The organism is Streptomyces katrae (assembly GCF_000966975.1).
GTDB lineage: Bacteria > Actinomycetota > Actinomycetes > Streptomycetales > Streptomycetaceae > Streptomyces > Streptomyces katrae.
On the sequence record NZ_JZWV01000108.1, the window covers coordinates 1 to 12,881 of the forward strand.

At 71.9% G+C, this 12,881-nt stretch carries 11 protein-coding genes and 1 pseudogene; 4 read left to right on the forward strand and 8 right to left on the reverse strand.

The annotated features are described in order from the left end of the window. Window positions 1-67 precede the first annotated feature (67 nt). The 3 genes from hemW to lepA form a co-directional block, all read right to left on the reverse strand. Entirely contained in the window at window positions 68-1,300 is a 1,233-nt protein-coding gene (gene hemW / locus VR44_RS05825) for a radical SAM family heme chaperone HemW (protein WP_045946284.1), read from the reverse strand. Window positions 1,301-1,357: 57 nt separating this feature from the next. Beyond that, window positions 1,358-3,250 carry an AMP-dependent synthetase/ligase gene (locus VR44_RS05830; RefSeq protein WP_045946285.1) on the reverse strand — a complete coding sequence of 631 codons (1,893 nt, stop codon included), beginning with the start codon at window positions 3,248-3,250 and terminating at the stop codon, window positions 1,358-1,360. A 252-nt stretch (window positions 3,251-3,502) separates the two neighbouring features. Then, entirely contained in the window at window positions 3,503-5,368 is a 1,866-nt protein-coding gene (lepA, locus tag VR44_RS05835; RefSeq protein WP_045946286.1) for a translation elongation factor 4, read from the reverse strand. 198 nt (window positions 5,369-5,566) lie between these two features. Between lepA and rpsT the strand changes: the two genes are divergently transcribed. Continuing rightward, window positions 5,567-5,827 (forward strand): 30S ribosomal protein S20, encoded by a 261-nt coding sequence (gene rpsT / locus VR44_RS05840; RefSeq protein ID WP_030030523.1) that lies wholly within the window; start codon window positions 5,567-5,569, stop codon window positions 5,825-5,827. Between the two features lie 234 nt (window positions 5,828-6,061). Then, complete coding sequence (pdxR, locus tag VR44_RS05845; protein WP_052713481.1) at window positions 6,062-7,588, forward strand: MocR-like pyridoxine biosynthesis transcription factor PdxR; 1,527 nt, start codon at window positions 6,062-6,064, stop codon at window positions 7,586-7,588. Window positions 7,589-8,068: 480 nt separating this feature from the next. On the opposite strand, the gene VR44_RS05850 is transcribed toward pdxR, so the two are convergent. Together VR44_RS05850 and VR44_RS44805 are read right to left on the reverse strand one after the other, a co-directional pair. Further along, window positions 8,069-8,839 carry a B3/B4 domain-containing protein gene (locus tag VR44_RS05850; protein ID WP_045946287.1) on the reverse strand — a complete coding sequence of 257 codons (771 nt, stop codon included), beginning with the start codon at window positions 8,837-8,839 and terminating at the stop codon, window positions 8,069-8,071. A 229-nt stretch (window positions 8,840-9,068) separates the two neighbouring features. Beyond that, on the reverse strand, window positions 9,069-9,218 hold the full coding sequence (locus VR44_RS44805) for a hypothetical protein (protein ID WP_157880222.1): 150 nt from the start codon (window positions 9,216-9,218) through the stop codon (window positions 9,069-9,071). A 28-nt stretch (window positions 9,219-9,246) separates the two neighbouring features. On the opposite strand from VR44_RS44805, the gene VR44_RS05855 reads away from it, so the two are divergent. After that, the gene (locus VR44_RS05855; protein WP_045946288.1) at window positions 9,247-9,726 is read left to right on the forward strand and encodes an aminotransferase-like domain-containing protein; all 480 of its coding nucleotides are present in this window, start codon (window positions 9,247-9,249) and stop codon (window positions 9,724-9,726) included. An 84-nt stretch (window positions 9,727-9,810) separates the two neighbouring features. Here VR44_RS05855 and holA read toward each other — a convergent pair whose 3' ends face one another. Next, window positions 9,811-10,803 (reverse strand): DNA polymerase III subunit delta, encoded by a 993-nt coding sequence (holA, locus tag VR44_RS05860; protein WP_211275027.1) that lies wholly within the window; start codon window positions 10,801-10,803, stop codon window positions 9,811-9,813. 61 nt (window positions 10,804-10,864) lie between these two features. On the opposite strand from holA, the gene VR44_RS05865 reads away from it, so the two are divergent. Continuing rightward, window positions 10,865-11,107, forward strand: a complete 243-nt coding sequence (locus VR44_RS05865) for a hypothetical protein (RefSeq protein ID WP_045946290.1) — start codon at window positions 10,865-10,867, stop codon at window positions 11,105-11,107. 20 nt (window positions 11,108-11,127) lie between these two features. On the opposite strand, the gene VR44_RS05870 is transcribed toward VR44_RS05865, so the two are convergent. Together VR44_RS05870 and VR44_RS42265 are read right to left on the reverse strand one after the other, a co-directional pair. After that, window positions 11,128-12,009 carry a YceI family protein gene (locus tag VR44_RS05870; protein ID WP_094191454.1) on the reverse strand — a complete coding sequence of 294 codons (882 nt, stop codon included), beginning with the start codon at window positions 12,007-12,009 and terminating at the stop codon, window positions 11,128-11,130. A 124-nt stretch (window positions 12,010-12,133) separates the two neighbouring features. Next, window positions 12,134-12,881, reverse strand: a pseudogene (locus VR44_RS42265) (ComEC/Rec2 family competence protein); the annotation flags it as partial.

Below are 12,881 nucleotides of genomic sequence, written 5' to 3' on the forward strand. Positions count from 1 at the left end.
CAAGATCCGAAAGAGACGGCCTAGGCAGTACGGACCCGGTAACGGGGGGATTCACCCGGGCGGGGGATCAGTCCACCAGGTCCCGCACCACCGCGTCCGCCAGGAGCCGCCCCCGCAGGGTCAGGACCGCGCGCCCCGCCTCGTACGGGGCCGCCTCCAGGAGGCCGTCGGACAGGGCGCGGCGGGAGGCCGCCAGGCCCGCCGGGGCCAGCAGGGACAGCGGGACGCCGTCGACCAGGCGGAGCTCCAGCAGGATCCGCTCCACCCGCCGGTCCTCCTCGGAGAGGAGCTCGCGTCCCGCGCCCGGGGAGCGGCCCTCGGCGAGGGCCGCCGCGTAGGCGCCGGGGTGCTTGACGTTCCACCAGCGGACCCCGCCCACGTGCGAGTGGGCTCCGGGGCCGGCGCCCCACCAGTCGGCGCCGCGCCAGTACAGCTCGTTGTGCAGGCAGGGCCCGGCCTCGGAGGTGGCCCAGTTCGAGACCTCGTACCAGGAGTACCCGGCCCGCTCCATGACCTCGTCGGCGATCAGGTACCGGTCGGCGTGGACGTCGTCGTCGGTCATCGGGACCTCGCCGCGGCGGATCCGGCGGGCCAGCTGGGTGCCCTCCTCGACGATCAGGGCGTACGCGCTGATGTGGTCGGGGCCGGCGCCGAGCGCGGCGTCCAGGGAGGCCCGCCAGTCCTCGTCGGTCTCACCGGGGGTGCCGTAGATCAGGTCGAGGTTGACGTGCTCGAAGCCCGCCGCGCGCGCCTCGGCGACACAGGCCTCGGGGCGGCCGGGGGTGTGCGTGCGGTCGAGGACCTTGAGGACGTGCTGCCTGGCGCTCTGCATGCCGAAGGAGATCCGGTTGAACCCGCCCGCGCGCAGCTCCGCCAGGTACTGGGGGTTCACGGACTCGGGGTTGGCCTCGGTGGTGACCTCGGCGTCCTCGGCCAGGCCGAACTCGTCGCGGATCGCCCCGAGCATGCGGACGAGGTCGGCGGCGGGAAGCAGGGTGGGCGTGCCGCCGCCGACGAAGACGGTCCGCACGGCGCGCGGGTCGTCGCCGAGCACCTTGCGGGCCAGGCGGACCTCGTCGATCAGGGTGTCGGCGTAGTTCTCGCGGGAGGCGAGGACGCCGCCGGTGCCGCGCAGCTCGGTGGCGGTGTAGGTGTTGAAGTCGCAGTACCCGCAGCGGGTGGCGCAGTACGGGACGTGCAGGTAGAACCCCAGCGGCCGCTCGCCGGCGCCCGCCAGGGCGTGCGACGGCAGCGAGCCGTCTTCGGGCATGGGGTCACCGTCGGGCAGTGCGGAAGGCATGGGCCCATTGTCCCGCACTGCCCCATGGTCGTTTACGCCCTCGGCCCCGGGGCGGGGTCAGGCCTCGCGGGACCCGGCGTACATCTCCTCGATGAGGTGCTTGAACTCGCGCTCGACGACCGGGCGCTTCAGCTTGAGGCTGGGCGTGAGGTCGCCGTGCTCGACGTCCAGGTCGCGGGGCAGGATCCGGAACTTCTTGATCGTCTGCCAGCGCTGGAGGTTCTCGTTGAGGGTCTGTACGTAGGTCTCGATCAGGCGGTCGGTCTCGGGGGCGGCCAGGACCTCGGCGTACGTCTTGCCCTCCAGGCCGTTCTCGGCGGCCCAGCCGAGGATGGCGGGCTCGTCGAGGGCGATCAGGGCGGAGCAGAAGTTCCGGTCGGCTCCGTGGACGACGATGGCGGAGACGTAGGGGCAGATCGCCTTGAACTGGCCCTCGATCTCGGCAGGGGCGACGTACTTGCCGCCGGAGGTCTTGATCAGGTCCTTCTTGCGGTCGGTGATGCGCAGGTAGCCGTCCGGGGAGAGCTCGCCGATGTCGCCGGTGTGCAGCCAGCCGTCGCTCTCCAGGACCTCGTCGGTCTTGTCGGGCTGGCGGTGGTAGCCCTGCATGATGCCGGGGCCGCGCAGCAGGACCTCGCCGTCGTCGGCGATGCGGACCTCGGTGCCGGGCAGCGGCTTGCCGACGGTTCCGGTGCGGTAGGCCTCGCCGGGGTTGACGAAGGAGGCGGCGCTGGACTCCGTGAGGCCGTAGCCCTCCAGGATGTGGATGCCGGCGCCGGAGAAGAAGTAGCCGATCTCGGGGGCGAGGGCGGAGGCGCCGGAGACGGCGGCGCGCAGTTTGCCGCCGAAGGCCTCGCGGAGCTTGGAGTAGACGAGCGCGTCGGCGACCTTGTGCCTGGTGGAGAGGCCGAAGGGGGCGGTGGCCCGGCCGGTGCGGCGGTAGTTGTCCTGGGTGACCTTGGCGTACTCGCGGGCGACACCGACCGCCCACTGGAAGATCTTGTACTTGGCGCCGCCGCCGGCCCGGGCCTTGGCGGCCACGCCGTTGTAGACCTTCTCGAAGATGCGCGGGACGGCCGCCATGTAGGTGGGCTGGACGACCGGCAGGTTCTCGATGATCTTGTCGATGCGGCCGTCGACGGCCGTGACGTGCCCGACCTCGATCTGGCCGGAGGTGAGCACCTTGCCGAAGACGTGCGCGAGCGGCAGCCACAGGTACTGCACGTCGTCGCTGTGGATCATGCCGGTGGCGACGGTGGCCTTGGCCATGTACGACCAGTTGTCGTGCGGGAGGCGGACGCCCTTGGGGCGGCCGGTGGTGCCCGAGGTGTAGATGAGGGTGGCGAGCTGGTCGGAGGTGATGGCCGCGATCCGGTCCTTGACCGCCGCCGGGTGCTGGTCGAGGTACTCCTTGCCGCGCGCCTCCAGGTCGGCGAGGGACAGCACCCAGCCCTCCGGGTCACCCTCGGCGGCTACCGCGTCGGCCGCCTCCATGACGACCACGTGGGCCAGGTCGGGGAGGTCGGCGCGGCGCTCGCGGGCCTTGGCCAGCTGCTTGGCGTCCTCGGCGATGAGCACCCGGCTCTCGGAGTCCGAGAGGATGAAGGCGGACTCGTCCGCGTTGGTGCTGGGGTAGATGGTGGTGACGGCGCCGCCGGCGCACATCACGCCCAGGTCGGCCAGGATCCACTCGACGCGGGTGTTGGAGGCGAGGGCGACGCGCTCCTCGGGGCGCAGGCCCAGGGTGATCAGGCCGGCGGCGATGGCGAAGACCCGGTCGGCCGCCTGGCCCCAGCTGAGCGACTTCCAGTCGTCCGGGCCTCCCTCGGGGCGGGCCGAGGGCACGGGGTAGCGGTAGGCCTCCCCGTTCGGCGTGGCGGCGACGCGGTCAAGGAAGAGGGCCGCCACGGTGGGCGGACGGTTCTCGATCAAGGTCTGTGTGTCGCTCACGACATCCTCCGGACCGGGTCCACGCGGCCAGGGCGTGGGCGTGGGGCGCTTGGGACTGGCGGGGCCGGCCGCCGGGTACACGGCTGGCAGATTTTCATTACCGGCCGGTTAACTGGCCGGTAACCATCGAGCTTTGATCAGGGTAGAGGCCGCCCGCCCGGTGCGTAAGGGCCTCCGAGCGGCCGCTTCATAACGAAAAGGGCCCCCATGCGTGTGCATGTGGGCCCTTTCGCGCGACATGGAACGGCGCGGCTACTTCTTCTTGCCGCTGGACTCGTCGCTGGAGAGGACGGCGATGAAGGCCTCCTGCGGGACCTCCACGGAGCCGACCATCTTCATGCGCTTCTTGCCTTCCTTCTGCTTCTCCAGCAGCTTCCGCTTACGGGAGATGTCACCGCCGTAGCACTTGGCGAGGACGTCCTTGCGGATGGCGCGGATGGTCTCGCGGGCGATGACGCGGGAGCCGATCGCGGCCTGGACCGGCACCTCGAAGGCCTGCCGGGGGATGAGCTCGCGCAGCTTGGCGACCAGGCGCACGCCGTAGGCGTAGGCGGCGTCCTTGTGGCAGACGGCGGAGAAGGCGTCGACCTTGTCGCCGTGCAGCAGGATGTCCACCTTGACCAGGCTGGAGGCCTGCTCGCCGGTGGGCTCGTAGTCGAGGGAGGCGTATCCGCGCGTCTTGGACTTCAGCTGGTCGAAGAAGTCGAAGACGATCTCCGCGAGGGGGAGGGTGTAGCGGATCTCGACGCGGTCCTCGGAGAGGTAGTCCATGCCGAGCAGGGTGCCGCGGCGCTGCTGGCAGAGCTCCATGATCGCGCCGATGAACTCGGTGGGCGCGAGGACGGTGGCCCGGACGACCGGCTCGAAGACGTCCTTGATCTTGCCTTCGGGGAACTCGCTCGGGTTGGTGACGGTGACTTCCTTGCCGTCCTCCAGCACCACCCGGTAGACCACGTTGGGCGCGGTGGCGATCAGGTCGAGGCCGAACTCGCGCTCCAGGCGCTCGCGCACCACGTCCAGGTGGAGCAGGCCGAGGAAGCCGACGCGGAAGCCGAAGCCGAGGGCCGCGGAGGTCTCCGGCTCGTAGACGAGCGCGGCGTCGTTGAGCTGGAGCTTGTCCAGGGCCTCGCGCAGCTCCGGGTAGTCCGAGCCGTCGAGCGGGTACAGACCGGAGAAGACCATCGGCTTCGGGTCCTTGTAGCCGCCGAGGGACTCGGTGGCGCCGTTCGTCTGCTGGGTGATGGTGTCGCCGACCTTGGACTGGCGGACGTCCTTCACGCCGGTGATCAGGTAGCCCACCTCGCCGACGGACAGGCCGTCGGCCGGCAGCATCTCGGGCGAGTTGGTGCCGATCTCCAGCAGCTCGTGCGTGGCGCCGGTGGACATCATCCGGATGCGCTCGCGCTTGTTGAGCGTGCCGTCGACGACACGGACGTAGGTGACCACGCCGCGGTAGGAGTCGTATACCGAGTCGAAGATCATCGCGCGGGCGGGGGCGTCCTTGACGCCGACCGGGGCCGGAACGGTGTCGACCACGCGGTTGAGCAGCGCGTCGACGCCGAGGCCGGTCTTCGCCGAGACGCGCAGCACGTCGTCGGGGTCGCAGCCGACCAGGTTCGCGAGCTCCTCGGCGAACTTCTCCGGCTGGGCGGCCGGCAGGTCGATCTTGTTCAGGACCGGGACGATCGCGAGGTCGTTCTCCATCGCCAGGTACAGGTTGGCGAGGGTCTGGGCCTCGATGCCCTGGGCGGCGTCCACCAGGAGGATCGTGCCCTCGCAGGCGGCGAGGGAGCGCGAGACCTCGTAGGTGAAGTCGACGTGGCCCGGGGTGTCGATCATGTTCAGGATGTGCGTGGTCCCGGTCCCGGCGCCCTCGGTGGGGGCCCAGGGCAGACGGACCGCCTGCGACTTGATCGTGATGCCGCGCTCACGCTCGATGTCCATGCGGTCGAGGTACTGGGCGCGCATCTGCCGCTGGTCGACGACGCCGGTGAGCTGCAGCATCCGGTCGGCGAGGGTCGACTTGCCGTGGTCGATGTGCGCGATGATGCAGAAATTGCGGATCAGCGCCGGGTCGGTACGGCTCGGCTCGGGCACGTGGCTGGGGATGGCGGGCACGCAGTGTCCTGATTCTCGGGTCGCTGTCGGATCTGCTGTCGAACGGTACGCAGGCTCCCATGGTCCCATGGACCGGGCGATGCGCTCGGTTTGGGCCGGTCGGAGCGCGCCTGGTAGCCTGGGTGGCTGTGTCTCGCATGCCCTCTCAGCAGACGGGGCACATCCGGAAAAATACTCTGAACCTGAAAAGGCTCTTTCGTGGCGAACATCAAGTCCCAGATCAAGCGGAACAAGACCAACGAGAAGGCCCGCCTTCGCAACAAGTCGGTCAAGTCCGAGCTGCGCACCTTCATCCGCAAGGCCAACGAGGCCATCCTCGCCGGCGACGCGGAGAAGGCCACCGCTGCGGCCCGCCTGGCTTCCAAGAAGCTGGACAAGGCCGTCTCGAAGGGTGTCATCCACAAGAACGCCGCCGCCAACAAGAAGTCGGCGCTGGCCTCCAAGGTTGCCGCCATCTGAGGTTCCGCACTCGATGTGAACGCCGGAAAGGACCAAGCGGGCCCTCTCATCCGCTCCTGACCGGCACCCCGCGCCGCACGCGGCCTGCGTTCGCCACGCGGGTGCGGCGCACCAGCTCCACAGCAGCACACCTGGTCGCAGACCAGTCGTCACTGCCCGTCCGGTTCCCCACCGGGCGGGCAGTGCGCATTGTGTACACCCGACTCGGCACGGGCACGGGAAGCGGGGGGCTGTATGGGGTCGTCGGAACTGCTCATCGTCCTGGACCGGGACCGTGGCACTCCACTCCAGCAGCAGGTGTGCGACCAGGTCACCGCCCTCGTGCGGTCGGGTCAGCTGCGGCCGGGCGACGCCATGCCGCCGTCCCGGGAACTCGCCCGGCAGCTCGATGTGTCCCGGACCGTCGTCATCCGGGCCTATGAGCTCCTGCGCGCCCACGGGATCCTGACCGCCCGCCGCGGTTCCGGAACCAAGGTCGCAGGTCTCGCGGGCGGTGCCGCCCCGCCCCGGGCCCCCCGCACGACACCCCCGGTACTCGCCCCGCAGCCGCCCAGGGCCACCGACGGCGGCGATGCGCTCTGGCAGCCCTGGGAGCCGGCCCCCACCCATCACCCCCGTACCGCGCTCGACTTCCGCCACGGCACGCCTGCCCTCGCGGACTTCCCCGTCGCCCGCTGGCGGCAGTCCCTGCACGAGGCCTATGGACGCGCCGACGCCGCGGCGCTCGGTTACGGCCCGGCCGAGGGGTCACCGGCCTTGCGCAGGGAGATCGCCTCGCTGGTTCGCCAGAGCCGGGCCCTGGACCCGTCCCCCGACCACATCATGGTCACCGGCGGTGCCACCCAGGCCTTGGACATCCTCACCCGGATGCTCGTCCGGCAGGGGGACGTGGTGGTGATCGAGGACCCCAGCCATACCGTGCTGCGCCAGGTCTTCGGCTGCTCCGAGGCCGCCGTGGTACCCGTCCCCGTGGACGAGGAGGGCCTGCGGGTGGCGGACATCGACGCCTGCGTCCGGGCCCAGGGACACGACCCGGCGCGGGTGAAGCTGGTGTACGTGACGCCGTCGCACCAGTTCCCGACCGGGTTCATCATGTCCGGAACCCGCCGGCGCGCCCTCCTGGAGTGGGCGTACGCGCACGGGGCGACGGTTCTGGAGGACGACTACCACAACGAGTTCACGTTCTCCGCGGAGCGGCTGCCGGCGCTGGCGGCCGAGCGGCACCGGGACACCGTCGTCTACGTGGGCAGCTTCAGCAAGACGCTCTTCCCCGCCCTGCGGATCGGCTACGCGGTGCTGCCCCCGGATCTCGTGCGGCCCTTCCTCGGCATCAAGTGGATCACCGACAGATTGACGCCCATGATCGCCCAGGAGGCGCTCGGGAGTTTCATCTCCACCGGTGCGTACGCCCGCCACATCAGCCGCATGACCCGGCTGTACCGGCAGCGCCGAAGCCGCCTCCTGGAGGCGTTGTACGAGCACTTCGGTGCCGAGCTACGGATCTCCGGGGAGGCGGCGGGCCTGCACGTCCTGGTCACCCTCATCGGTGCGCGCGGCGTCCCGGAGGACAGGATCACGCGGCTGGCGGCGGCGCGCGGGGTCCGGATCTACCCCGCGTCGGGCTACTTCGTCCAGGACCCGCCGGCCGAGCCGACGTTCCTGATGGGGTATGCCGCCCTGCCCGTCGCCCAGATCACCGAGGGGGTCGCCCTCCTGGCCGCCGCGGTGCGGGAGGCGACGGGTCGGCCTGCGGCTCCGTGAAGCGCGGGCGGTGGAACCGCGCGAGGTGGGCGTGCGGAACGGTGCAGTCGATGCGGCGGGTGCGGCGGCGGTCGGGGGAGACCCGGATGCGGCGCCCTTCGTGGACACGGACGGCCTGATCCGCAGCAGCGCGTACACCGCCATGCCGGCCAGTGGCGCCGCGAGGAGCGTGACGAAGACGGGCTGGTGCCCGTGCGCGGTCCAGATGACGCCGAGGCCCACCGGTCGAGTGCCCACAGCAGCCCCGCGACCAGCAGCAGGAGCTGGGCCAGTCCGTCGGCCTCGGGGCCTCCTGGCCGCTCGGCAGCAGGACCACCGTGCGGACACCGAGGTCGGCGGCGGCCTCGACGACACTGCGGAACTGCGCGGTGTAGCGGCCCGCGGCGGGTCGGTAGACGACCAGAATCGAATGGTTCGTCGGAGTGTTCATGGGATGCTCCTCAAGCGAGTCGTGAGCCGCTGCGCCCATGGGATACGGGCTCAGCGGGCGGTCGCGGCCGACGGGGCGCCGAACAGCTCCCCGGACGACGTGGACCGGTCGAGCACCAGCGGTTTGCCCGGCTCGCCACCGAGGGCGACGAGCCCGTCCACGAGCCGGCGGAGCGCCTCCTCGACGTCGGCGCGGCCACCGTCGTGCGCGGACTCCACGGTGAGCAGGAGGCGGCGCGGGCCGAGGTCGGTCTTGACCACGTCGCCCTGCCGCCAGTTCCAGCGCCGCGAGTGGGCGCGGCCCCGCCCGTCGGCGTAGACGACCTCGCCCGGTTCGGGACACTCGGGCGCGTCCGGTGCGCCGAGCGGCAGATAGGTCTCGTCGCCATGGGCGAGGCGGACCTCCAACTCGCCCTCGACGTCACCGACGTCGCAGGAGGCCACCGGCAGGCGGCTGTCCAGCGACACGGCATTGCACAGGTCCACCAGGGAGTTGATCCGCGGCAGCCGGTCCCCCTTGGCCACCCTGCGCAGCACGGACTCGGCGGCGCAGGGGAAGCGGTTGGGGTTGACGTCGACGGCCCGGTAGGCGTCCCGCCAGGCCGCGATCGAGGGCAGCGCGGAGACGTCCGCCTTGGTGAGCTGCGCGGTGTGCAGCCGGTCCTCGGCCGCGGTGAGCTGCGCCACCACCGCCGGGGCGTCCCTGACGACGTCGATGTGCGGCACGGCGATCAGGCCGAGCACATAGCCGGGTACGCGCTCCGACAGCCGCGCGTCGACGGTGACGGTCACGGTGCGGGGATCGGCGGGCGTGGTTTCCATGGGGCGGTGATCCTTCACTTCGGGGCTCTGGGTCGTTCTGGGGGTCGGGGCCGGCGGTCCCGGTGCCGGGTCCGGCGGTGGTTCCGGCGTCGGTCCTGATGGCCGGTCCGGCGGGTGGTCCGCTGATGACCTGCTCGACCTTAGGGAGCGGGCGGGCCGCCGGATGTGGCCAATTCCCGGGATTTCCGGGAGACCACTTCCGCCCGGCCGCGGCCGGCGGGCCGGCCGGTCAGCCGGTCTTCCCCACCGGTTCGGGCTGCCGGGAGGCCGGTTCCTTCAGAAGTACGCCGATGAGGGCCGTCACCAACGCGAGGACCGCCAGCCCCGCCCCGTACACGCCGAGCCGGTCCAGGGCGTCCGCACCGCCGTGGGCCAGCACCCGGCCGCCGAGGAACCCGCCCAGCGAGATGCCGGCGAAGGTGGCCGACGAGTTGAGGGAGAGCAGCAGCGGCCCCGAAGCGGGTGCGATCGCGAACAGCCGGTGCTGCTGGGGAGGCTGTTCCGGCCTGGAACAGCTGGCCTTCACCCGCTTCATCGACACCGGCGCCCTCGACCGCCACCAGCGCAAGCTCCGCGCGGAATTCCACCGTCGCCGCCAGGTCATCCGTCGGCAGACCGAGGCCTGCCTGCCCGGGGCGCGTCTCACCGGCCGCGACGGCGGTCTCCAGGCCTACCTCCAACTCCCCCCGCACCTGGACGAACTGGCCCTGGTCCGGGCCGCCCGCGAACAGTCGGTGCTGGTCCGGGGCAGCCGCTTCTACACCCTCACGGACGCGTCGAGGCCACCCGCCCTGGTGATCAGCTACGCCACCGTCGACTGCGCAGGACTGACCAAGAGCCTGCAGGCCATCGGTGCGGCATACCGGCAGTTGGCCGGTATGCCGTAGGGCCCGCGCCCAGGTGCGGTGCCCGGTCTCCGCCCTTCCCCGGGCGGCGGGGCCGGGTCCTCGTGCGTTCGCCGGTCCGCGGTGTCAGCGGCGCTGGGGGCGGGCCGCGCGGGCCACGGCCACGACGGCCTTCTCCAGGGCGTACTCGGGGTCGTCCCCGCCGCCCTTGACCCCCGCGTCGGCCAGCGCGATGGCGCGCAGCGCCTCCGAGACGCCGTCCGCCGACCAGCCGCGCATCTGCTGCCGGACGCGGTCGATCTTCCACGGCGGCATGCCGAGGTCCCGGGCGAGGTCCCCGGGGCGGGCTCCGCGCGGGGCGGAGGCCAGCTTCCCGATCGCCCGGACGGCCTGCGCCAGCGCACTGGTGATCAGCACGGGCGCGACCCCGGTCGCCAGGGACCAGCGCAGGGCCTCCAGGGCCTCCGCCGCCCGCCCCTCGACCGCCCGGTCGGCGACGGTGAAGCTGGAGGCCTCCGCACGTCCGGTGTAGTAGCGGCCGACCACGGCCTCGTCGATCGTGCCCTCGACGTCCGCGCACAGCTGCGCCACCGCGCTCGCCAGCTCCCGCAGGTCGGAACCGATCGCGTCGACCAAGTTCTGGCAGGCCTCGGGGGTGGCCGAGCGGCCCAGGGTCCGGAACTCCTGCCGGGCGAAGGAGAGCCGGTCCGCGGCCTTCGTCATCTTCGGGCAGGCGATCTCCCGGGCCCCCGCCTTGCGGGCGGCGTCCAGCACGGCCTTGCCCTTGACCCCGCCCGCGTGGAGGAGGACGAGGGTGATCTCCTCGTACGGGTCGGCGAGGTAGGCCTTGACCTCCTTCACCGTGTCCGCGCCCAGGTCCTGCGCGTTGCGCACGATCAGGACCTTGCGCTCGGAGAAGAGCGACGGGCTGGTCAGCTCGGCCAGGGTGCCGGGCTGGAGCTGGTCGGAGGTGAGGTCCCGCACGTCCGTGTCGGCGTCGGCCGCGCGGGCGGCCTTCACCACGTCCCGGACGACGCGGTCCAGCAGCAGGTCCTCCTGCCCCACCGCGAGGGTGATCGGGGCGAGGGGTTCGTCGGTGGGGTTCTTCCTGGTGGCCATCGGCTCCAGCATCCCACGCCGCACTGACAGCGCCCCGCGCCCGGTGCCCGAGAATGGTCCGGTGAACCTGCGACATGTACTGGTCCTGCCCGACCGCGACGCCGCCGAGGAGGTGGCCCAGGAGGCCGTGGACCGCTTCGGCCTCCCCGAGGAGCCCCAGCTGGTGCGCGACGCCCTGGCCGGCGAGGACGACGCCGAGGACGCCCAGTGGCTGGTGGTCGTCGAGGACCCGCAGCAGCGGCTGGACACCGCCGTGCTGGACGAGCTCGCCGCCGAGTACGAGGGCTGGCTCGAGGCCCCCTGAGCCTGCCGCCCGCGCCGGCCTCAGGCCTTGTGGACGATCTGGACGTCCAGCGCCACTTCCACGCTCGAACCGATCGCCGCGATCCCCTGCGCCAGCATGGACTGCCAGTTCAGGGTGAAGTCCTCGCGGTGCAGCTCCGCCGTGGCCCGGCAGGCGGCGCGCGGCTCGCCCTCCAGGCCCGTGCCCACGCCCAGGTACTGGGTGTCCAGGGTGACGGAACGGCTCACCCCGTGGAGGGTCAGGGCGCCCGCGACCGCCCAGCGGCTGCCGCTGCGGTGGATGAACCGCTCGCTGTAGAACTCCACCGTCGGGTAGCGGGCCGCGTCCAGGAAGTCCGCCGACCGCAGGTGGTCGTCCCGCATGCGGAGCCCGGTGTCGATGCTCGCCGCGTCGATGATGACGTGCATGGAGGAGTCCTCCATGCGCTCGGCGATCCGCACCGCGCCGGCGAAGGTGGTGAACCGGCCGTGGATCCGGGCGAAGCCGATGTGCTTCGCGGTGAAGCCGATCGAGGAGTGCGTCGGGTCCAGTTCCCAGTGGCCGGGCTGCGGCAGGACCGGCGGCTCCACCGAGTCCAGGACGATCTCCGCGGTGCCGGGCTGCGCCGGATCCCCCACGAGGGTCGCCCCGTGGAACGGTGCGTAGCCCTCGGCGCTGACCGACAGCCGGTACTCCCCCTCCGGCATGGCCGCCGTGAACCCCCCGTACGGGTCCGTCTCGCCGCTGACGACCCGTCGGCCGATCGGGTCGGTCACCTCGAACTTGGCCTGGCGGATGGGCTGGTGGACCGTGTCGAGGACCCGGCAGCTCAACAGGCGTGCCGTGGGCGGCAGAGTCAGTGTGGCGGACGTCTGTGAACTCCCGCTCCCGGCCGTATCCGTCCCCCGTCGGCGACCGAACATGGCTGATGCACCCCCGTGCTGTGTGTACTTGGTCGGTTCTGGCGAAGAGGCATTCGATCATGCTGTCGGGTTGTGGGCAAACAGAATGGTCGCGCCCGGTATGACCGCGCCTTTTCGGCCGCCGTCCGGCCGGAAACGCCCGTAGCCCCGAACGGCCGCCGCAGACCGCCACGGAGCCGTCCGTATCGGTGCGCAGCACAGCCGCCCCAAGGGCTCCGAGCCGTTCGAGGGTGCCCCGCGACGGATGCCCGTAGCGGTTGCCCGCGCCGACCGGGACAAGGGCGAGCCGTGGCCGGATCCGGTCCATGAGGCCAGGGTCCTGGTGCGCAGAGCCGTGGTGGGCGACCTTGAGCACGTCCACCCGCCCCAGTTCCGGATGCTCCCTCAGCAGGGCCTGCTGGGAAGCCGGTTCGAGGTCACCGAGCAGCAGGAACGTCAGCCCCGAGTTGCGCGCCAGCAGGACCACGCTCGTATCGTTGGGCCCCTGCGGCACCGGCGCGGAGGCCGACGGCCACAGCACCTGCCACTCCAGCCGCCCGGCCCGCCGCCGCTCCCCCGCCACCGCCGCCACGACGGGCACCCCGGCCCCCGCCGCCGTCCGCCGGACCAGGGCCGCCCGGTCGGGCGGATCCGCCACGGCCGTGGTCTCGATCACACCCACGGAACGGCCCCGCAGCACCCCGGACAGCCCGCCCACGTGGTCGGCATGGAAGTGCGTCAGCAGCAGTAATGGGATGCTTGTCACACCGAGGGTGCGCAAGCAGGCGTCCACCGGCCCCGGTTCGGGTCCGGCGTCGACCACGACGGCCGTCCCGGGCCCGGCGGCGAGCACGGCGGCGTCCCCCTGCCCCACGGCGCACTGGACGTAGCTC

What these genes read in the sequence shown, in the direction of transcription:
- VR44_RS05850 (WP_045946287.1), bottom strand. Translation starts at nt 8,839, where the DNA reads ATGGAAACCACGCCCGCCGATCCCCGCACCGTGACCGTCACCGTCGAC.
- pdxR (WP_052713481.1), top strand. Translation starts at nt 6,062, where the DNA reads ATGGGGTCGTCGGAACTGCTCATCGTCCTGGACCGGGACCGTGGCACT.
- holA (WP_211275027.1), bottom strand. Translation starts at nt 10,803, where the DNA reads ATGGCCACCAGGAAGAACCCCACCGACGAACCCCTCGCCCCGATCACC.
- VR44_RS05855 (WP_045946288.1), top strand. Translation starts at nt 9,247, where the DNA reads ATGCCGGCGAAGGTGGCCGACGAGTTGAGGGAGAGCAGCAGCGGCCCC.
- VR44_RS05870 (WP_094191454.1), bottom strand. Translation starts at nt 12,009, where the DNA reads ATGTTCGGTCGCCGACGGGGGACGGATACGGCCGGGAGCGGGAGTTCA.
- hemW (WP_045946284.1), bottom strand. Translation starts at nt 1,300, where the DNA reads ATGCCTTCCGCACTGCCCGACGGTGACCCCATGCCCGAAGACGGCTCG.